15 protein-coding genes, 1 tRNA gene and 4 pseudogenes are annotated in these 21,114 nt (G+C 53.3%); 12 read left to right on the forward strand and 8 right to left on the reverse strand.

Annotated elements, in window-relative coordinates:
* Positions 1-168: 168 nt before the first annotated feature.
* The 8 genes and pseudogenes from F8N21_RS12875 (at position 169) to ychF (ending at position 7,099) form a co-directional block, all read left to right on the forward strand.
* A complete protein-coding gene (locus tag F8N21_RS12875; RefSeq protein ID WP_150642505.1) occupies positions 169-1,893 on the forward strand; it encodes a tetratricopeptide repeat protein in 1,725 nt (574 codons plus the stop codon).
* A gap of 4 nt (positions 1,894-1,897) precedes the next feature.
* Entirely contained in the window at positions 1,898-2,530 is a 633-nt protein-coding gene (gene lolB / locus F8N21_RS12880) for a lipoprotein insertase outer membrane protein LolB (RefSeq protein ID WP_150642506.1), read from the forward strand.
* Positions 2,527-3,378, forward strand: a complete 852-nt coding sequence (ispE, locus tag F8N21_RS12885; RefSeq protein ID WP_150642507.1) for a 4-(cytidine 5'-diphospho)-2-C-methyl-D-erythritol kinase — start codon at positions 2,527-2,529, stop codon at positions 3,376-3,378. Before lolB ends, ispE begins: the two co-directional genes overlap by 4 nt.
* A 37-nt stretch (positions 3,379-3,415) precedes the next feature.
* A tRNA-Gln gene (locus tag F8N21_RS12890) sits at positions 3,416-3,490 on the forward strand.
* Positions 3,491-3,536: 46 nt separating this feature from the next.
* Entirely contained in the window at positions 3,537-4,478 is a 942-nt protein-coding gene (locus F8N21_RS12895; RefSeq protein ID WP_003208392.1) for a ribose-phosphate pyrophosphokinase, read from the forward strand.
* A gap of 138 nt (positions 4,479-4,616) precedes the next feature.
* Positions 4,617-5,222, forward strand: coding sequence for a 50S ribosomal protein L25/general stress protein Ctc (locus F8N21_RS12900; RefSeq protein WP_150642508.1), 606 nt, complete (start codon positions 4,617-4,619; stop codon positions 5,220-5,222).
* A 169-nt stretch (positions 5,223-5,391) separates the two neighbouring features.
* Positions 5,392-5,976 (forward strand): aminoacyl-tRNA hydrolase, encoded by a 585-nt coding sequence (gene pth, locus F8N21_RS12905; RefSeq protein WP_150642509.1) that lies wholly within the window; start codon positions 5,392-5,394, stop codon positions 5,974-5,976.
* Between the two features lie 23 nt (positions 5,977-5,999).
* A pseudogene (ychF, locus tag F8N21_RS12910) lies at positions 6,000-7,099 on the forward strand (redox-regulated ATPase YchF).
* Between the two features lie 206 nt (positions 7,100-7,305).
* Here the strand turns inward: ychF and F8N21_RS12915 are convergent.
* Together F8N21_RS12915 and F8N21_RS12920 are read right to left on the reverse strand one after the other, a co-directional pair.
* Positions 7,306-8,418: an acyltransferase family protein gene (locus tag F8N21_RS12915; RefSeq protein ID WP_150642510.1), complete on the reverse strand. Its 1,113-nt coding sequence runs from the start codon at positions 8,416-8,418 to the stop codon at positions 7,306-7,308.
* Positions 8,419-8,469: 51 nt separating this feature from the next.
* Positions 8,470-11,301 (reverse strand): amino acid adenylation domain-containing protein, encoded by a 2,832-nt coding sequence (locus tag F8N21_RS12920; RefSeq protein ID WP_150642511.1) that lies wholly within the window; start codon positions 11,299-11,301, stop codon positions 8,470-8,472.
* Positions 11,302-11,787: 486 nt separating this feature from the next.
* Between F8N21_RS12920 and F8N21_RS12925 the strand changes: the two are divergent.
* The 3 genes and pseudogenes from F8N21_RS12925 to F8N21_RS12935 all read left to right on the forward strand — a co-directional run.
* Positions 11,788-12,002 (forward strand): annotated as a pseudogene (locus tag F8N21_RS12925) (IS3 family transposase); the annotation flags it as partial.
* Between the two features lie 216 nt (positions 12,003-12,218).
* The gene (locus F8N21_RS12930; RefSeq protein WP_150642512.1) at positions 12,219-12,848 is read left to right on the forward strand and encodes a tetratricopeptide repeat protein; all 630 of its coding nucleotides are present in this window, start codon (positions 12,219-12,221) and stop codon (positions 12,846-12,848) included.
* Positions 12,849-12,961: 113 nt separating this feature from the next.
* Entirely contained in the window at positions 12,962-14,386 is a 1,425-nt protein-coding gene (locus tag F8N21_RS12935; protein ID WP_150642513.1) for an undecaprenyl-phosphate glucose phosphotransferase, read from the forward strand.
* A gap of 262 nt (positions 14,387-14,648) precedes the next feature.
* On the opposite strand, the pseudogene F8N21_RS12940 reads toward F8N21_RS12935, so the two are convergent.
* From F8N21_RS12940 to F8N21_RS30865, 3 genes and pseudogenes are all read right to left on the reverse strand, one after another.
* Positions 14,649-14,945, reverse strand: a pseudogene (locus tag F8N21_RS12940) (hypothetical protein); the annotation flags it as partial.
* A gap of 77 nt (positions 14,946-15,022) precedes the next feature.
* Positions 15,023-16,165, reverse strand: coding sequence for a hypothetical protein (locus tag F8N21_RS12945; RefSeq protein ID WP_150642514.1), 1,143 nt, complete (start codon positions 16,163-16,165; stop codon positions 15,023-15,025).
* 295 nt (positions 16,166-16,460) lie between these two features.
* Positions 16,461-16,664: pseudogene (locus F8N21_RS30865) on the reverse strand (IS3 family transposase); the annotation flags it as partial.
* A gap of 529 nt (positions 16,665-17,193) precedes the next feature.
* On the opposite strand from F8N21_RS30865, the gene F8N21_RS12950 reads away from it, so the two are divergent.
* Entirely contained in the window at positions 17,194-17,682 is a 489-nt protein-coding gene (locus F8N21_RS12950) for a hypothetical protein (protein ID WP_150642515.1), read from the forward strand.
* A gap of 118 nt (positions 17,683-17,800) precedes the next feature.
* On the opposite strand, the gene F8N21_RS12955 is transcribed toward F8N21_RS12950, so the two are convergent.
* From F8N21_RS12955 to F8N21_RS12965, 3 genes are read right to left on the reverse strand one after another with little or no spacing between them, the layout of a single operon-like run.
* A complete protein-coding gene (locus F8N21_RS12955) occupies positions 17,801-18,541 on the reverse strand; it encodes a WecB/TagA/CpsF family glycosyltransferase (RefSeq protein ID WP_150642516.1) in 741 nt (246 codons plus the stop codon).
* Positions 18,541-19,728, reverse strand: coding sequence for a glycosyltransferase family 2 protein (locus F8N21_RS12960; RefSeq protein ID WP_150642517.1), 1,188 nt, complete (start codon positions 19,726-19,728; stop codon positions 18,541-18,543). The genes F8N21_RS12955 and F8N21_RS12960 overlap by 1 nt, the downstream gene beginning before the upstream one ends.
* Positions 19,725-20,927: a glycosyltransferase family 4 protein gene (locus tag F8N21_RS12965; protein ID WP_150642518.1), complete on the reverse strand. Its 1,203-nt coding sequence runs from the start codon at positions 20,925-20,927 to the stop codon at positions 19,725-19,727. Before F8N21_RS12965 ends, F8N21_RS12960 begins: the two co-directional genes overlap by 4 nt.
* Positions 20,928-21,114: the final 187 nt, after the last annotated feature.

Raw genomic sequence — 21,114 nt, forward strand, 5'->3', positions numbered from 1 at the left:
GGCATTTTAAGGCCCTTCGAAGATCCAGATCGAAAGATCGCAGGCTCCGCCAGCTCCTACATAAAGCGTTCAAACGTCTGTCAATATGAATTGCCTGGCCCCGGTTATGTTTGACCGAAGGCTTGTGTCATGATGATCCGACCGCAGGTTAGTCGTCCTCCTTCTTATATGAATAGATCTTCCACGTTGCTCCTCGCTTTTGTCTTGCTCGGCGGCTGCCAGGCCTTGGTACCCGTGTCACCAGACAGTACGCCGCCGGTTGAAGACAGCATGCCGGCGCCTGAAAAGCCCAAGGTCTACAGTTCGTTCAGCGAAGACACAATCTTCAGCCTGCTGAGCGCGGAACTGGCTGGCCAGCGCAATCGTTACGACATTGCCCTGGACAACTACGTGACCCAGGCCATCAATACTCAGGATCCCGGGATCTCCGAGCGGGCCTTTCGCATCGCCGAATACCTGGGCGCCGATCAGGCCGCGCTGGATACCGCGCTGATCTGGGCGAAAAACGCCCCGGACGACCTGGAGGCACAACGCGCGGCGGCCATTCAGCTAGCACGTAGCGGGCGCTACGACGACTCCATGGTCTATATGGAGAAAGTCCTGCAAGGCAAAGGCGACACTCATTTCGACTTTCTCGCCTTGTCTGCCGCGGATACCGATCAAGAAACCCGCAACGGTCTGATGAAAAGTTTTGACCGTTTGTTGCAGAAATACCCGAACAACGGTCAGTTGATCTTCGGCAAGGCCTTGATGCTGCAACAGGACGGTGATTCCGAGGGCGCATTGAGCCTGCTCGAAGACAATCCGCCGGAAGAAGGCGAGGTCGCGCCGCTGCTGCTGCGTGCACGCCTGCTGCAAGCGTTGAATCGCGGACCGGAAGCCCTGCCACTGCTGGAAAAAAGCATCCGCAAGTATCCGGACGACAAACGCCTGCGCCTGACCTACGCGCGCATGCTGGTCGAGCAGGACCGCATGGACGACGCCAAGGTCGAATTCTCCAGCCTGGTCCAGCAATACCCGGAAGATGACGATTTGCGTTACTCCCTGGCCCTGGTCTGCCTGGAAGCCAAGGTCTGGGAAGAGGCCAAGGGCTATCTGGAAGACTTGGTCGCCCGGGAAAGCCACGTCGATTCGGCGCACCTGAACCTCGGGCGGATCGCCGAAGAGCGCAACGACCCGCAAGGCGCGCTGATCGAATACGCCAAGGTCGGCCCGGGCAATGACTACCTGCCGGCGCAACTGCGCCAGGCCGACATTCTGATCAGCCACGGTCGCACCAATGAGGCCCAAAGCCGTCTGACCTCTGCCCGCGATACTCAGCCCGATTACGCGATTCAGTTGTACCTGATCGAAGCCGAGACCCTGTCAGCCAACAAGCAGGGCAATCTAGCCTGGAAAGTCCTGCAACAAGCCTTGCAGCAATACCCGGACGATCTGAACCTGCTGTATACCCGCGCCATGCAGGCGGAGAAGCGCAACGACCTGGCACAGATGGAAAAAGACCTGCGCCTGATCATCCAGCGTGATCCGGACAACGCCATGGCATTGAACGCCCTGGGCTACACCTTGTCCGACCGTACGACGCGTTATGCCGAGGCCAAGGCGCTGATCGAGCAGGCTCATCAGCTGACTCCGGAAGATCCGGCGGTACTCGACAGCCTCGGCTGGGTGAATTTCCGCCTGGGCAATCTCGATGAGGCCGAACGTCTTCTGCGTCAGGCCCTTGAGCGCTTCCCCGATCAGGAAGTCGCCGCGCACCTGGGTGAAGTCCTGTGGGCCAACGGTAAACAACGCGAAGCCAGGCAAATCTGGGGCAAGTTCCTCAAGGATCAGCCCGACAGCCCTATTCTGCGCAGCACCATCAAGCGCCTGACCGGTTCCGAGACTCTTTAAGATTATGTTTTTGCGCCACGTTATCGTATTCAGCTTCATTGCCCTGCTCGCCGGTTGCGCAGGCCTGGGCCCCCGCGAGTCTGTGGAGGGGCATGGCAACGCCGCGCAATGGCGCATACACAAACAGCAACTGAGCAGCCTCGATGGCTGGCAGATCAGCGGCAAGGTCGGCATTCGCGCCCCGAAAGATTCGGGCAGCGGTACCTTGTTCTGGCTGCAACGTCAGGATTACTACGACATCCGCCTGTCCGGCCCGCTGGGTCGCGGAGCAGCACGCCTGACCGGTCGCCCCGGCCAGGTATCACTGGAAGTCGCCAACCAGGGACGCTATGAAGCACCCACACCCGAAGCCCTGCTGGAAGAGCAACTGGGCTGGAAGCTGCCGGTCTCGCATCTGGTCTGGTGGGTCCGCGGCCTTCCCGCGCCTGACAGCAGAAGCCGTCTGAACCTCGATGCCAACAGCCGCCTGGCCAACCTCGACCAGGATGGCTGGAAGGTCGAATACCTGAGCTACGCGCAACAGAGCGGCTTCTGGCTGCCCGAGCGGATCAAGCTGCACGGCCCCGACCTCGACGTCACGCTGGTGATCAAGGACTGGCAACCGCGCAAGCTGGGGCAACTCGGGGCAATGAAATGACGGCAACCCGCCTGACTTTGCCCGCTCCGGCAAAACTCAACCTGATGCTGCACATCCTCGGTCGCCGCGAAGACGGCTATCACGAACTGCAAACGCTGTTTCAGTTTCTCGATTACGCCGATGAACTGACCTTTGCCGTTCGCGATGATGGCGTCATCAGGTTGCACACTGAATTCGAAGGCGTCCCCCACGACAGCAATCTGATCGTGCGCGCGGCAAAAAAACTTCAGGAACAATCCGGCTCCACGCTTGGAATCGATATCTGGATCGAAAAAATCCTGCCCATGGGCGGCGGAATCGGTGGCGGCAGTTCCAATGCAGCGACCACCCTGCTCGGCCTCAATCATCTTTGGCAACTGGGCTGGGATGAAGATCGACTGGCCGCCCTGGGCCTGACACTAGGCGCCGACGTCCCGGTTTTCGTGCGTGGACACGCCGCTTTTGCTGAGGGCGTCGGGGAAAAACTCACCCCTGTAGACCCCGAAGAACCGTGGTATCTCGTGCTGGTGCCGCAAGTCTCTGTAAGTACAGCAGAAATTTTTTCAGATCCGTTGTTGACACGTAACTCTTCTCCCATTAAAGTGCGCCCCGTTCCCAAGGGAAACAGTCGAAATGACTGCTTACCGGTTGTAGCAAGGCGTTACCCAGATGTACGTAACGCTTTGAATTTGTTAGGTAAATTTACCGAAGCAAAATTAACCGGCACTGGAAGTTGTGTGTTTGGGGGCTTCCCAAGCAAAGCTGAAGCTGATAAAGTCTCGGCCCTTCTTACAGAGACCCTTACAGGGTTTGTAGCAAAGGGAAGCAACGTTTCGATGTTGCATCGCAAGCTGCAAAGTCTGCTCTAAAAGGAACCGAGTGCTGGGCACTCGTTGCAACAGATACAGGGGCGTCGCCAAGCGGTAAGGCAGCAGGTTTTGATCCTGCCATGCGTTGGTTCGAATCCAGCCGCCCCTGCCATTTTCTAATACTCATCCAGGTTACCCTCAGCCTTCAGGTACTGCGCGTGTCCAAGATGATGGTCTTTACGGGGAATGCTAACCCCGATCTGGCTCGGCGTGTTGTACGTCAGCTGCATATCCCTCTCGGTGACATCTCTGTCGGTAAATTCTCCGACGGCGAAATTACCGCCGAGATCAATGAAAACGTCCGCGGTAAAGATGTCTTCATTATTCAGCCGACTTGCGCTCCGACCAACGATAACCTGATGGAACTCGTCGTGATGGCTGATGCCTTCCGCCGCTCCTCAGCGACTCGAATCACAGCTGTAATCCCCTACTTTGGTTATGCCCGTCAGGATCGCCGTCCGCGTTCCGCACGTGTGGCTATCAGCGCGAAAGTCGTCGCTGACATGCTTACCGTAGTCGGCATCGATCGTGTTCTCACGGTTGATCTGCATGCTGACCAGATCCAGGGATTCTTCGATATTCCGGTAGATAACATCTACGGCTCCCCCGTTCTGGTGGATGACATCGAAGACCAACGCTTCGAAAACCTGATGATCGTGTCCCCGGACATTGGCGGCGTCGTGCGTGCACGTGCAGTTGCCAAATCCCTGGGCGTGGATCTCGGGATCATCGACAAGCGCCGTGAGAAAGCCAATCACTCTGAAGTGATGCATATCATCGGTGATGTCGAAGGGCGTACCTGTATTCTGGTCGATGACATGGTCGATACCGCAGGCACCTTGTGCCACGCGGCAAAAGCCTTGAAAGAGCACGGTGCAGCAAAAGTCTTTGCCTACTGCACACACCCTGTGCTGTCGGGCCGGGCGATCGAGAACATCGAGAACTCAATGCTGGACGAACTGGTGGTGACCAACACCATCCCGTTGTCCGCTGCTGCTCAAGCCTGTTCGCGTATCCGTCAACTGGATATCGCACCGGTAGTTGCCGAAGCGGTCCGCCGCATCAGCAACGAAGAATCGATCAGCGCGATGTTCCGTTAAGGGTCAAACCTTGGCTGCATCCCGCCGACGAAAAGCGCCCCGCCCCAACAGTCTGTTGGGGCGGGGCTTTTTTGCCCATATCGCCTTTAGCGCTGGTCGCAACCGCTGGGGCGAATGTGGTTATTTTGGAGATACAACATGAACGATTTTACTCTGAATGCTGAAGTGCGTTCCGACCTGGGGAAAGGTGCGAGCCGCCGCCTGCGTCGTCTCGCAAGCCTGGTTCCAGCTGTAGTTTACGGTGGCGAAAAAGCCCCTGAATCCATCAGCATGCTGGCCAAAGAAGTTGCCAAACTGCTCGAAAACGAAGCGGCTTACAGCCACATCATCGAGCTGAACGTTGGCGGCACCAAGCAAAACGTAATCATCAAAGCTCTGCAACGTCACCCGGCCAAAGGCCACGTGATGCACGCTGACTTCGTACGCGTTGTAGCTGGCCAGAAACTGACCGCTATCGTGCCTGTACACTTCGTTGGTGAAGAAGCCCCGATCAAGAAAGGCGGCGAAGTTTCGCACGTTGTTTCCGAGATCGAAGTTTCCTGCTTGCCGAAAGACCTGCCTGAATTCATCGAAGTCGACCTGGCTGAAATGGAAGTCGGCTCGATCATTCACCTGTCTGACCTCAAAGCCCCTAAAGGCGTTGAGTTTGTTGCTCTGGCTCACGGTAACGACCTGGCTGTTGCCAACGTTCACGCTCCACGTGTTGCTCCAGAAGAAGCTGCTGAAGAAGGCGCTGCAGAGTAATTTCACTCTGTACGCCGGAGTGACTGGAAACATCGCGGACTAGAGCGTAGCGAGAAAGCGGGCGAGAACGCGGAGTTTACATAATGGTAAATGAGCACTTTTCGTCCACTTTCGCCGCACCATCTGCTTGCGGCGACGTTATCCACCACTCCTAGGAAGGGCCCCTATCGTGACTGCCATCAAACTGATCGTTGGCCTGGGAAATCCAGGCGCTGAATACGAACAGACCCGGCATAACGCAGGGGCCCTTTTTGTTGAGCGCATCGCGCAAGCACAGGGCATCAACCTGGTGGCCGATCGCAAATATTTCGGCCTGACCGGGCGCTTCTCGCACCAGGGTCAGGATATTCGTCTGTTGATTCCCACCACCTACATGAACCGCAGCGGCCAGGCCGTAGCGGCACTCGCCGGCTTTTTTCGCATAAAGCCGGAAGAGATACTGGTGGCGCACGACGAACTCGACCTGCCACCCGGCGTTGCCAAGCTCAAACAAGGCGGCGGCCATGGCGGTCACAACGGGTTGCGCGACATTATCGCGCAGCTGGGCAATCAGAATACCTTTCACCGCTTGCGGCTTGGCATTGGCCACCCGGGCGTTGCCAGTATGGTTTCAAATTTTGTCCTGGGTCGTGCGCCACGCGCCGAACAGGAAAAACTCGATGCCAGCATCGATTTTGCCCTCGGCGTGCTGCCGGATATCTTCGCCGGGGAATGGAACCGCGCGATGAAAAACCTGCACAGCCAGAAGGCCTGACTCTAACTCCTCGGGGAAACACCATGGGATTCAATTGCGGCATCGTCGGCCTGCCTAACGTCGGCAAGTCCACCCTGTTCAACGCCCTGACCAAATCCGGTATCGCGGCCGAGAACTTCCCCTTCTGTACCATCGAACCGAACACCGGTATCGTGCCGATGCCGGACAAGCGTCTGGACGCGTTGGCGGCTATCGTCAATCCCAAGCGCGTGCTGCCGACCACCATGGAATTCGTCGACATCGCCGGGCTGGTTGCCGGAGCCTCGAAAGGTGAAGGCCTGGGCAACAAGTTCCTGGCCAACATCCGCGAAACCGATGCCATCGCCCACGTGGTCCGCTGCTTCGAAGACGAGAACGTGATCCACGTCTCCAATAGCGTCGACCCGAAACGCGACATCGAAATCATCGACCTCGAGCTGATCTTCGCCGACCTCGACAGCTGCGAAAAGCAACTGCAGAAAGTCACCCGCAATGCCAAGGGCGGTGACAAGGACGCAGTCGTCCAGAAAGGCCTGCTGGAGCAGTTGATCGCTCACTTCACCATCGGCAAGCCTGCGCGCAGCCTGATGAAGAGCATGAACGCCGACGAGAAGGCAGTGATCCGCGGTTTCCACCTGCTGACCACCAAACCTGTGATGTACATCGCCAACGTCGCTGAAGACGGCTTCGAAAACAATCCGCTGCTGGACGTGGTCAAGGCCATTGCCGAAGAAGAAGGCGCGATCGTGGTGCCGGTCTGCAACAAGATCGAAGCGGAAATCGCCGAACTCGACGACGGTGAAGAAAAAGACATGTTCCTCGAGGCCCTGGGCCTCGAGGAACCCGGCCTGAACCGCATGATCCGCGCCGCTACGAGATGCTGCACCTGCAGACCTACTTCACCGCCGGTGTCGAAGAAGTCCGCGCCTGGACCGTAAAAGTCGGTGCTACCGCACCACAAGCGGCCGGCGTGATCCACACCGACTTCGAAAAAGGCTTCATCCGCGCCGAAGTCATCGCCTACAACGACTTCATTCAGTACAAGGGCGAAGCCGGTACCAAAGAAGCCGGTAAGTGGCGCCTGGAAGGCAAGGATTACATCGTCAAGGATGGCGACGTGATGCACTTCCGTTTCAACGTGTAACAGTGACCGTGGATTTACACGGATCTCGATAGACGAAAAATCCCCGTAATCACTCGCTGATACGGGGATTTTTGCGTCTTGGGATCACCCTCCTCCGCCATTACGATCTGAGATATTGCTGGGTACGCTACCGGGTATGACGTCTGAAGCCGGTTTAAGAAACCGGGTGTGGCGGGAGCAAAAGCGTGAACGCACCATAACGAGAATTAGCTTGGATTTACGTCCTGATTGAACACGGCGGCATCAGTGCGTTTAAACTTGATGCGCCTGGTCCATGCGATTGCGGGGCGTTCGACAAGCATGTATGCGATGGCTGCGAATACGATGCAGGCCGCCACTGCAAGGATAGTAGCTAGTACGTCCGAAGCAATGCCAGTCGGCATTAAACGCCGGAAAAGGCGCATGAAAGTACCAATCACTGGTGAATGGAATAAATACAGGCTGTAGGAAATCAAGCCAATCTTTTGCACAGGATAGCTGGACAAGAAACCAAGAGTGGCGGAGCTGATAACCAGAAAACAAAACGAAAGACCCGTCAATCCGACAGCAACTGTAAATGAATTTTTGCTTGCAACACCGATGAGGAGAACTAATGCGCAGTACCCAACGGCAATATATCGGCTTTGCTTCGTGCCTGTAAGGGTCTGAGCACACAGAACCCCTGCCATGAAGCTGAACCAGAACGCGATAAATCCACCCTGCCAACCTATCGAATGAATAAGCCCGGTGGGCCAAAGTAGCGCCAATAATGCACTGACCCAAATCGAAACACTTCGCATTTGTAAAGCCTCGCCGCCTCTGGCTTGATCGGCTAGCCAAAGTAGCACGGCAAATGCGATGTAAAACTGCACCTCGATACAAAGTGTCCAGAACACCGTTATGATGTTTTCGATGCCAAGGAAACCTTGAAGAAACATCAAGTGTCCGAGAATGTCCGTGATACTGGGAATTTCAATCTCGTTCTGCCCAGACATATGTTTTACGGCAATCACCAACACACCAAGTGCAACGGCGACATAGTATGGAGGGGCAAGGCGCACCAAACGGCGCGCGACAAAATTCGCAGCGTTCGCAGTGTTCATCGGCACGAGAAATGTTGTAGCCGCCATGACGATTCCGCTTAATACGAAAAAGACAGGCACGCCCAAATGACCAGCGTCAAAGACTATATATCTCAACCAGTCCGGAATTGCTGCCAAGAGGGTTGGAATGTGATTTCCCTCGGATAAATGAAACAGAACCACCCAAAGGGCTGCAAAGCATCGTAATGCGTCAACCAGGGCGAGGCGATGTTTATTGTCAGTGGTGACTCCACTCATTCCTGTCTCTCCTTCCTCTTGCTACAGATGTCGATCGGGAATAATCACAGGTCACGCCACTCGCTCAATCCTATCCGAACTGCTCCTTTTCCCTCCTCCATTCCAGCGCATTACAACAATTCGAACGCCCTTGTTCCAGGCGTAACCAACCCCAATGCCACCGGCTATGGCAATGGCTACCGCGAGCGCCGGCTCGTCATAGATGTGACGGGCCAGGGACTTAAACTGAAAATGCGTCAAATAAATATACAACGTTGACGACGCTATTAATGCAAGTCCCCGCGCGATAATGGCGGGTACGGGAATAGACCTGATCCAAATCACCGCGAGAACGGCAGGCACGGTTATATCAATATTTTCCCTCATGTCGAATCCGGGCAATTCACGCCCGAAGACTGCTAGAATATCTTGCCCGCCCATCATAATGATAGCAACCGCACTGACGACCAACTTCTGGATTCTTGAATTGGCATAGTGAATTGCCATTCCGAGCACCATGATCGCAAGATAGTGTTGTGGCACTCTGTTATAGAGCGCTGTAGCATCAAACAAATACTTACTCATTAGAATGTCAGCCACTACCAATACGCATGACACAATGACAAGATAACGAAACGGGTTCGACTTTATTATTTTTCTGACGCGCTCGAACGACAGGGCGAACCCAATGATTATTATCATTTGCAAGAGAACTTCAATGTACCAATAGGCAAAGCCACCTGCGAGATACGGTGAAAACCAATTCGAAATCAGCAATAATGTTTGCCAATGAATCCTGTCAAACAGCGTTTGAATCAACATAGTGTAGAGTATTGTCGGTGCCGCGATACTGATAATGGATTTGACAAGCGTACGCACGTTGCCGCGTTCATTTATGGCTTGAAGTTGAAATCTTGCCAGGCTGATTCCGGACACTACAAACAATACCGTCGTCTCGCCTGAAACTGGCCATTTTGAAAAAAGGTGAAAATGGCCGACAACAATAAACAGTATAGATATTACCCGTAAAAATACCGGAATCTCCATTGCCCGAATTGACAACGTTGAAGACGTGGCTTTATTGGTTAGCTCACAAAGTTCACGTATTGGTGTTATCTCCCATTGATCTGGCAGATGCCCAATAAGTTCTTCAAGTACCATTGAAGCCTGAACAAACGAGAGTGAATCCCCACCCAGCTCCACGAACGATAAATTTGCATCGATGTGCGTGACTTCGAGTATTTCAGACCATGCATCCGCCAGCTTGAGCGCGAGCGGCGATAGATCCTGGCTCGAATTGACTGATGCCTCATCCGTGTTACCGACAATCGGAGGCAGCGCCCGCTTATCAATCTTTCCATTCGGTGTAAGTGCAATAGTGTCCAGAAAAACGAACAACGCCGGCACCATATACTCAGGGAGTTCATTGCTGATATGTTCACGCAATTCAACAGATGAAACAGGCTTTGTTGAAACGCAATAAGCAACCAGCCTTACGCTCGAACGCTCATTGACGCCCAAAACAACGCACTGCCTGATCCGCGGATGTCGTGATATTGCGCCTTCGATTTCAGTGAGTTCAATTCGATGGCCGCGAATCTTGACCTGATTATCGCCGCGCCCTAGAAAGCTGACACTGCCATCTGAAAGATAAGTGCCAAGGTCGCCGGTTCTATAACAAATGTCGTTCTCGACATGGGTAAATGGATTGGCCACAAACTTGTCCCGGGTTTGCGCTATGTCACTCCAGTAACCCAGCGACAAATAGGGACTGCGTATAAGAATTTCTCCGACCTCTCCTTCGCATACCAACTGATTAGCGTCATCCACGACCAGCAGTTGTGCACCTTCAATTCCTTTCCCAAGCGGAATTTTGGTATTATCGGCTTCAGGGTCGACATGATGGTAAGCCATTGCCTGCGGAGTTTCCGTCGTGCCGTAAAAGTTTACGCTAACGGCATTGGGTGCAACAACACGCATTTGTTCGTATAGCGTACTGCTTAATGCATCTCCGCCCCAAAACAGATAGCGCAGATCGTTGAATCTTAGTCCATTAAGTTTTGCTCCAGTTTCAATAAGTTTTCCCAGTGGGGGTGTAAGGTGAATAATGGATATTCCATGTTTATGTATCCACGCCACCAAAGCTGAAGGATCTATGACAGTCGACTGTGCAGGAATGATAACTTTTGCACCCATGGAGAGAGGCGTAAATACGTCCCTGTATACAGGGTCATGACCAAGCCCGGAAAGCAAGGAAAAGCAATCGTTTTTTGATAACGAATGACGCTGGGTATGCCACTCGATAAAATGCACCAGAGGCGCATGATTTGTCACAATCCCCTTCGGTTCGCCGGTGCTGCCCGATGTGAATGTGATATATGCTGGATTACAAGGGTTAACTTCTGGCAAAGTCTTTTGATCAAAGGCGAACTCATGCAGTGATTCGGTGGGAATTTCCGGGACTCTAACGATCTGTGGATAAGAACTCTCTGCCCCTGGCTCAAGATGCTCGAGATTGAGGTCGGCTGTAGCCTCACCGCATAGCAGAACAAAGGAAGGCTGAAGCGCTCGAATGATTTGCCCTACGCGCGCAGGTGGATATGCAATGTCGGCAACTGTGAACGTCAATCCGGCACGCGAGGCGCCGAGCATTGCATAGACCAACCCTGCACAGCGACTCGAAACAATAACAACCCGGTCGGATTCGGTAGCGCCATTTCCTATCAAGAAGGAAGCAATGCCCCGGCTTATCTCTTCAAGCTGACGATAGCTACACGTCGCGTCTTGAGAGATTACCGCAATTGCATCAGGCGAGCGTCTCGCATGTTGTAAGAAGTCCATGAATATCGGACGTTCGACACAATATTCCAGGTGAAGCGTTGGGTTTGGGCGGGCATCCTGCATGTTGTTTGTATACTCCGCATGATCTATACGAGGTTAACGTCGTGACCCGAAAATCCTGATTGAGATGACGCAGAATTTCTCGGTCGCCGAGGCACAAAAATGCAGCGTAGTTCCGCGGAACTTCCTAGCGAAGAACATGGAGCGTTGAGACCCATTGAGTGGTTCAGGCCGAGTGATTGAACGTTAGTGCAGAGTTGGCGGCGGCGCCAGCGCGAGTCCGGAAATGGGGACAGATTTATTTTTCTTCAGTGGCCGCTGCGGGTCGAAGCTGTGTGAAAACGTTTTAGAGAAGGTTTGACAGTCAGAAAAACAACGAACATCGCGTTCCTACGCAAATTTCAGGTCTGCCCATGACCCAACCGTTTGTAGTCTTCACGTAGCAACGCAGACTTCAAAGCGATGCCTGCGTTTCCACACAGCCTGGGTCGATTCCGGCCGGTCGCGACTGTTCACCAGCGTCGAGCGCTGGCCTTGGCGGTCGTCCAACACTGCCACGACAATGCCGCAGCAGAACGCTTCTTCAAGCTGCTGAAACGGGAGCGGATCAGGCGCAATATCCAGGCACCCGGCAGGAAGCTCGCGGTGACGTGTTCGATTCCATCGAGATATTTTGCAACCCAAAACGCCGGCACGGGCTCAACAACCAGCTATCCCCGGTAGAGGTTGAAAAGCGACATTTATTGAGCTTGGAAAGTGTCTAGAAAATCCGGGGTGATTCAGTGACTGATTGCATAGTGCTGCTACAGTAATAGTACACGTCGAGTAAAAGCCAGAGGTGGATTGACGCTACCCGTCTTGGGGCGCCTGGCGTGAGCTGTGAAGCGTGGCTAAAAATGACTGATCGATCGCAGAGGAGCTCCTGGATGAATGGCGTGCTAGTGAAACCCACGTCGAAGTGAGTCCAGGGCTGGGTGATCATGGGTGGTCTTATCACGCGTATGAGTAGCTTGCCGGTGACGTCAACGCTCTCTAGCGAGGATAGTTTTGAAGTGAATCGCGCCATCATTGAGTGTGAGGGGCCTAAGCAGATGGTTTATTCCTGGTTCCAACGGCGTAGTCGGTGCTTTGGCTCGCAATCGCAGGGATGGTGCTTTGGTGAGCAGCTGGGGGACTGGAAAAAACAGTTCGGTTTGCTGAACAAGGTTGTTGATCATGATCCTCAGCATCTTGAAGTCCAGGTAAAATTGGGGCGCATGCCGCTGGCTGCCGGTCGATTGGACCAGGCTCTTGCCCCGAGTGATACTGATACCATGAAGTTGGATGCTGTTACTCCGTTGTGCAACATCGGCATCTTCAGGCTTTGCGAGTGCGGGGATGTTGCCTCAAATCTACGCGAGACTTTAAGAGTGTTCCAGCATATGGGTGAGAATCTTTCCTTGGTTCTTTTATCGTTTCGCTGGAGCGCCAGACGTGGATCTATAGCGAAGCTTATCCAGGGGGTTATTATGGAAACAAGAGTCCATTGCGAATGGGTCTGCGAGACTTTTATTTGCTCGCCAGTGTGTTGCTGGCACCAGGAGAGCTGTCAATGTGATGCGTATGATTGAAGCTGCGATGCACCGCTGAGGGCTGATCAGTTAATAAATAATCCTGTTTTTATTACCTTTTTTGTTGGCTGGCAGGTAAGCGTTTTGGCGTCTCAATTCAATGAGGTCTGATTATGATATTCGAGCCCAGCAGTAGCCGTTCCATACTCCAGCGACGAAGCAGTACCAGTAACGCTATTCAGGCCGGTCTCGACTTTGTTGCTGTAACAGGCGTCGCGTGGTATTTGATCGATTATCATATCGGCTTTATAACGCCGGATTATGTCATCATGCTCCTGTTGCTACTTGGGGCGTTGGCCATCGTGTACGACCATTATGCCATTTACCGAAGCAATGTAGGATTTGCCGTCAAAGCCTTTAAACTTTTCAAGGCGTGGTCTGCCACTTTTGGTTTTCTCGTTGTCATGGCCTTTCTTACCAAACAAAGCGAACAGTACTCGCGCTTATTGGTGGGGCAGTTATTTGTTGTTGGATATTTCGCTCAGTTGCTTTTGCACCTCGCGATACGCGAAGTGCAGAAGAAATTCTTGACCCACCCAGCTCACTTGGAAAACGCTCTTATTATTGGCTCAGGGGGGCTGGCTAACTTCCTTCACAAAAAAATAAGCAATAATCCCTGGCTAGGTGAACGGGTGGTCGGTTGTGTATTGATTGGGGCGGACGATGATCAGGGCAAGGAGGGCTCAGAAAGCGCGCAGCGTTTGTCGATACTGGGCAATATCTCCGACCTCGATGAATTAGTTGTGCGACATTCCATTCGTACAGTATATTTCGTTACGCCTCTGGATGGCTCGGAAATCATTAAGGATGTTTACTTAAAACTGCTTGATAAGCACATTAGTATTAATTGGGTACCTGACATTTTTTCTCTGCGATTAATCAATCACAGCGTTCGTGAAATTGCCGGTATTCCCGTGCTGACCTTGTCTGAAACTCCGCTGATGGGGATGCGTCTGTTTCTGAAGAATCTTGAGGACAAGGTCTTGGCCTTTCTCATCTTGCTTTTTGCGGCGCCATTGCTGATGGCTATAGCGATTGCCATCAAGATCGATAGCCCTGGGCCGGTGTTCTTTCGACAGAAGCGCATGGGGTGGAGTGGGGGAGTTTTTCGTATCTGGAAGTTCAGAAGCATGGTCGTCCATCAGCTAGAAGACGGCGTCGTCAAGCAGGCAGAAAAGAATGATCCGCGCAAGACCAGGGTTGGAGCCTTTATTCGGCGAACTAGCCTGGATGAGCTACCACAGTTGTTCAATGTTTTAATGGGGGAAATGTCCCTGGTGGGGCCGCGCCCGCACGCTATTCAACACGATGCGCAGTACTCGCACGGCATCGCAGACTACTTTGCGCGTCACAATATCAAGCCAGGCATCACAGGCCTGGCTCAGGTGCGTGGCTTTCGCGGTGAAACGAGAGATATAGAGCAGATGGCTCAGCGTGTTGAGTCTGACATTGAGTACATCAACAACTGGTCGCTCTGGCTCGATTTCGTCATTCTGCTGCGAACGCTGCTTGCCTTCACCGGCAAGCGTGCCTACTAGCCAGCCTTTTGAGTGCCGGGGCGATCTCAAGCTCCGAGGGATCGCCTACAGTTGTTCAGCCTGTTCGGGCTGACCAAGCTAGTGTTGGTCAAGCGGGATTTGCACGCGTGGCGGGGTAAATCTGCCTGTAATATGGAATTGCCCGGTTAATCGGTTAAAGAGGCTGAAACCAGCTTGGGAAAAGCAAAATAAGGTCGTCGGACTGATGGCATTGGCTTGAAGGTGGTGCACCGCGCGAACCGGTGAAGTGTTCAGCGCCTCTCTATAACGGAAATAGATCTAGAGTACGCGCAACTTCATCGGGGTCGATACTAAAACCATCTCCCTCTTGGGTACCGACCACAAACCCAAAATGTTGGTGATCGCGATCCGTTAGATATTTGAAAAAACAGAGGAAACGATTAGGAGGCTGCAAAATCAGCAGCGAACCACTTGACTGAAGTACATTAACACCATGTATGAGACGACTCCCCTCAATCCCCCCCACGGTTCTTGCCCCAGCGCAGGTCGCCACGATGGTCGGAACATCAGTTGTCGCAGGATCGAGAATGTGAAAACCTGGAAACAAGTGGTTATACAGAAATACCGTTCATGGCTAAACACGTAAAACTGTATTTTTTCAAATTAGAAACCTATTCAGTTGGATGGGATACTTTCCATGATGGGGGGCGACTTCAGATGAGCATAGCGGCTACGTAAGGTTTCGAGAAGCATCTCTCCAGGCTTTTTGGCACAATGGAGATATATTTTGAATAGTCCACCAAAACCCATTTCACGGTATCGACTCGCGACTTCCTCATCACTCGGCCCGTCCGGCAGCCCAAGATGAAGTGTCAAATTTTTGCCTTCAACAGCAAATAGAGGTGTCTCCCAAAGAAATTGAGCGGCGCCCACTTTAGGCAGTCGAACAAACATATAACCGTGGTTACCCAGCGTATCAACATCACCTCCGCGTCTTCTTTTCCACTCAAGAAGTCCATCGTCCGGGCGTGCCAGACAAGACCCGATATCATAATAGTCAAAACCATTTTCTATCGCCCACTCAAGTGCCATGAAGGTGGTGATTGAGTTGATTTCGCGTAGCCTTTTAGTATCTGAAAACACAGCTTCAGGATAGCCGAAACGGATTGTGCTCCAGTAGCGCTTTCCTGCACGGGTAATTACGCACCCAAGATGGCATGCCACAACCTCGCCCTCCAACAGTACTAGATCGAGTCGACCGGAAATTTTTGCCACCCTTTGAACCTCATGCAATTCAATTTGAGAGGCGGCTGTGCCATGCCTTGCTGTGGCATAAGGTTGAAGCATTTCTCGATCTGCACTTTCAATCTCGTCATCACTCAGCGCCTGTTTCATACGGTAGCGTAGTCGGTTCTTGCGTAGATTCCGACGTAACTCGGTATTGTATTTCGCTGTGATCTCATCGATTGATCTACTCAGCGGCACGATAGCACTTAGACACTGAGGCACATACAATGCACCCAGGGTTGGCATTTCACTGACAAATACCGTCCGGCTTGGTTTATCCAGTTCCAATTTGCTGTCAGCCACTTGAAATTCCGCACCCATGATAACCTTCACCAATTCCCGCTGTGCTTTCCTGCCGACATAGAGGATGTCGTAAGGACTATCTTTGCGCAGTCTGAATCTGGCGATTTCCCAGCGCCAAAAACACGCTCGTCCAAATATGTCTCGTAGCCAAGCGGCAGCTTTTCTTAGCTCAAATCGTATTGAAGGAGATATGAGTTTACGAATCAGTGTTGCTACAGATTCTTTCATTTGTTTATTAGCCAGGGAGAGGTTATTTGAGATTGCAAATCAACGAAATAAATGCACGCAGTTGAAGTTCGATAGCCAAGCACGTTTTTCAAGGGCTGTAGCAAGCCATAGTTCGCGCACATATATAGTCCCCCATTTTGAATTCACATTAAACGTTCTTTCTTGCGAAAAATTCGCAATCCTCTCCATAGAATCAAGATTGCTTGGCAACATCCAGTAACGCGCCCTTCACCCAGATCGAGTAAAGATGCTACTTCGGCGTTTTGCAAGGTAGTTGCCGCATCAGCCGTGTTTTTTATGCCCTCATTTTCAGCGCCGGTTGCTCCCTCTCCGGGTTGAGTTTGACGGCATCGATGGGGTGCCAATTCCGGATCGCGTCTAACCAGCGATGCGAGTGTTCAATATGAGCTTGCTGGTACAACGCATGATGCTTGGTCAGCACCTCTTGATTCTCGCCGCGATGTCGCTGCGCCAGGGTTACGAAGCGGCTATGGCGGTAGCAGCTGCCTTGAAAGACATGACGGACACCTGATCGCGGCCCAAAGAACACAAAATGGGGTGAGTTTTACTCGGACTCGATGCAATCGAGGCAAACGTGAGCAGATTGCAGCGTTGGGTAGGCCGCGGCTGTAGCCCTGAATCCTCACTGTGCATTCTTCGAGTGCTGGCCAGGCGCTGATAGACCCCGACGGGGCTATCCCTCTCGATCCGCCCGCATGCCGTTTCACGCTGAGCGGAAAGGCCAAAGGCGATGCGGGCTTATGGTGCCCCTGATCCTTGAGGCCGTCCTGTTGCGGGCTAATGCCGCCAAATCCTGAAGCTATTTCCGGCGGATAGAGTCCACTTGATTTATGACTGACTTGTTTATTGTGACGTTATTTTGACGGATCTGACCTGATTTTCTATTTTTATCTATGGCGATGACGGACTATTGACGTAATAGCCATGTGCCTACTATGCTCACTTTAACCTGATAAAAATTCTTTCATCCAACAAAAGAATATTCCTCTGTGCAGGGAGCGGTGTTTATGCATAAGACACGTTTCATTAAATCCACTTTGTTGTTAATACTCCTGAATGGTGCGTCTGCTTTTAGTGCTCAGGCGGCCAGTTTGGCCTATGACTCTAGTTGCATGAGCAACTCTGGCAAAAAGTCAGGGGCTCAACTCGGCATGCTGATAGAAGAGCACGCGGGTGGCGCGCTGTTTACTTTAAAAAACAGCCTTGGCGTGCCTTTGTCGATCAGCGATATCTACTTCGATTCCGATGATGGCCAACCTGCCCTATTTAGCAGTATTGCTTATCATTCTGACTCGGGGGTGGGTGTTTCCTTCGACAGCCAAGCTGCACTGGCAAATCTTCCAGGTGTTGGACCGCATGTCCAAGGTATAGGCCTGGCTGGGACAGCCGATTCTTATATCAAGCAACAGAGTGCTGTACCGCTTCCTGCGGCAGCATGGTTATTTTCTTCCGCGTTGTTTGGTTTTATTGTGTTCGCCAATCGACGGAAAGTGTAGGTGGTGATTTCGTACAGCACCTCCTTCATGGTCGGATCGCTGCATACTCGGTGTCGGCGAAGGTCATCTGCTTCATGGGAAACTCGTGCAACGGGATCGCTGTATTTCACCAGTTTCCCTAAACAGGCGCATCTCTGCAGATCAGCATGCGCAACAAGAACATTGGATTACCAACCACATAGCGACTGAATAATCGCTTTGGCTCACTCATCAACCTGAATACCCACTCACAACCGAGACGACGCACCCATTGCGGAGCCCGAGTAACCTTGCCGCCGAGAAAATCCAGGATCGCCCCGCCGCACACTATCAGACAGGGCACGCCGCTGGCAGCCAGCCTGGCAGCAACGGCTTCTTGCTTGGGCATGCCCATGCCCAGCACAACCAATTCTGGCTGCAGTTGCCGGGCAAGGTTTATGTAGGCATCCACCTCAGCAAAACCATGGTGAGCAGAAACTACATTTACCGCAAATAGCGCTTCGCTACGCTGCACCGCATTCGCTAGAAAGGGCTCTTCAGTACCCCAGAAAGCCACGCGCCGGCCCTTGAACGCGGCCAATAATTTTGGGATAAAATCCGTGCCATTCATATTTAGACCCGGCACTAAGCCGAACCGGCGAAACAGGATGGCCATGCCGGAACCATCCCGTAATAACACGTCGGCAGCCGACAGCGAGTTATAGTAATCGGCGTTGCCCGCCACCAGGTTCATGGCATGGGCATTGACGAATCCAAGCACTGTCGCCGTCTCAGGCTTGGATAAAGCATCAATCAATCCTTGTTCATCACCGAGATCACTGACCACCCTGAGTTTCTGGATAATCGTTTGCCAGTTGTGCTGCCAAGTAAAAGCGCGCATTAGCTGTCATCTCGCTTCGAACGCACCCACTCAACCTGGCGCTTAAGCAAAAAGCCTAGATACAGGGGTATTTTCTTCACCGCGTAGAACGGCGCATATAACAAGGCTGAAAAAGAGATCATCCCGCGACCAAATTGACTCCACGCCAGCAAGACAGTCACATTCAATATTACCACCCCGGCAGAAGCGATCAATGCTGGAGCCAAAGCTGCGCACAGCATAAATACCAACCATGACAGACTAAAAACAGCCCCTAACGCTAAAGCCAATAAGGCCAACGGAGGGACCAATAAATCCAGCGTCATAGCCAGGAGGTTCCAGTTACGCCGGCCAATCGACTCTGCAAACAACTTTGGCGCATCACCAAGGATGACCCCTAGATGACCATGTTCCCAGCGCGTACGCTGGGTGCTCAAGCCTTCATCACTGCGCGGAAAATAGCTGGTCACCAGAGCATCAGGGCAAAACAAAGGCGGTTTGCCGTTGCGGCAGAAATCGAAGCCCATCTTCAAATCTTCGACGATGTGGCCACTGGCTAAATCGATCAAAGCCAGATCCCGCCAGGCGAAAGCCATTCCCGTGCCCATTAACTGACAGGGCAAACCAAGCCGAGCCCAACCTCGCGGCCGAACCAGATTCTTCAGACACCATGCAAACTCAGCAAGCCTCACTTTCAGCCCGGCACCTGCTGGAGCACGCATTAAATTAAGTGCTTGCGTTGGCCGCCCTGAGTCGATGCAACACATTGCCAAACGCTCAATAGAGCCCTCACCCACCTGGCAATCGGCATCGACAATGATCATGACGTCCGGCGCAACGCCCGCCAGATGACGCACCCCAAAGTCCAGCGCATAACCCTTGCCACCCTGCTGATTATTGCTGCGTTCCACCACCTCGGCGCCCGCCGTGCGGGCCAGCGCGGCCGTGTCGTCAGAACAGTTGTCCGCCACCACCAACAGGCGATCGCCCTCTAGCAGCTGCGGCCGAATGCTATTTAGCGTCGCGATTATGATCGAGGATTCATTGTGTGCCGGCACCAACACCGCGACCCGCGGACGTAATCCTTGCGCCGACGGGAGTGACCTCGCAGGCAGGCAGGCCAGCAGCACCTGCACAAACAGCACCAACACCGGCAAGCAGATGAGTACCAGGAGTGCGCTGAGCAGCCAATTAAGTAACGTGATCATGCTTGCGCCCTAAATAAGTTAGCCAACTTGGCCGCTTCGGTATCGATATCGTGTCGCTCCAGCACTCGCTGATAAGCCGCCTCGCCCATCCGCTGCAAAACCTCGGCAGGTTGCGCGAGGCAGTCCGCCAGCGCCGCCGCCAACTCATCCACCGCTCCAGCGGGGAACAACCAACCGTTCTCACCCTGACGCACTAACTCGGGAATGCCCGCCACACAGGTCGTCAGCACTGGCCGACGCAAGGCCATGGCTTCCATGATTACCACCGGCAAGCCCTCGGCGAAGCTCGGCAACACCAGGGCGCGCGCCGCAAGAATTTCCACCCGCACCTGCTCGCTGCTAATCCAGCCGGTAATTCGTACCCGCGCCTGCAAGCCATGCAGGGCAATCAGGGCTTCGATTTCCGCACGCATTTCCCCATCGCCGGCCAGCACTATCTCGAACGCCACGGCTTGCGCTGCCAGGATGCGGGCAGCCTCAAGCAACAACAGTTGGCCCTTTTGCTCACACAAGCGACCCACGCAAACCAACCGCGGCACGGACGGCACGGCAACTGCCGGCACATCGTGAAACGCCAGCTCCAGGCCGCAATGCACCACCTTTACCTTTGCCCAGTGCGCATGCGCCACCCAGCGAAACAGCTGGCTGCGCCCATAAGAGCTGATAGCCGCGACAAAAGCCGCACGCCGGACTTTCTCGCCCAAATGAATAAACTGCGGTTTGTCGAATTCTTCCGGGCCATGCACGGTAAAACTGTACGTTGGCCCGCCGAGTGCGTTGGCCAGCATCACCACCTCGGTTGAGTTAGTGCCGAAATGCGCATGCACATGCTCGGCGCCGAACGCCTGCAACCAAGGCAGCAAGCGGCACGCCTCGGACAAATAGATCAAATGGTACGGCCACGGGCGATCGGCACGCAGGCCCATGCGCAGCGCCAGCCGCAGCGCCGAAAAAAAGCGTCGCGGCTGGGCGCGCAGCACCTGTAGCACAGGCACTAACAGCCCTTTGACTCCGCCCTGCAACACATAACAGGTTTTATTGCGTTCGGACACGTCCTCGGCATCCACCAACTCAGCGTCCCAGCCACGCAGAGCAATGCGCTGCACCGCAAAGCCCTGACGCTCTAACGCCAAAATCTCGCGACGAATGAAGCTATGGCTGACCTTGGGGTATTGATTGATGAAATAAGCGATACGCATAGGAACCAGGCTTAGATGTCGTTGCGGTGAATTATTACTGTAGGTACTCCCACAGCAGTGCAGTTATCAGGAGCGTCAACAAGCACCACGGCGTTTGCTCCGCCCCGACCTCACTATAGACCAAACCAAATGCCTTGCAGACTCGCAACCTCTCAGAAGGCCAAATAAAAAACGGTACGAAAGGCAT

Source organism: Pseudomonas fluorescens (assembly GCF_902497895.1).
Classification (GTDB): domain Bacteria; phylum Pseudomonadota; class Gammaproteobacteria; order Pseudomonadales; family Pseudomonadaceae; genus Aquipseudomonas; species Aquipseudomonas fluorescens_BP.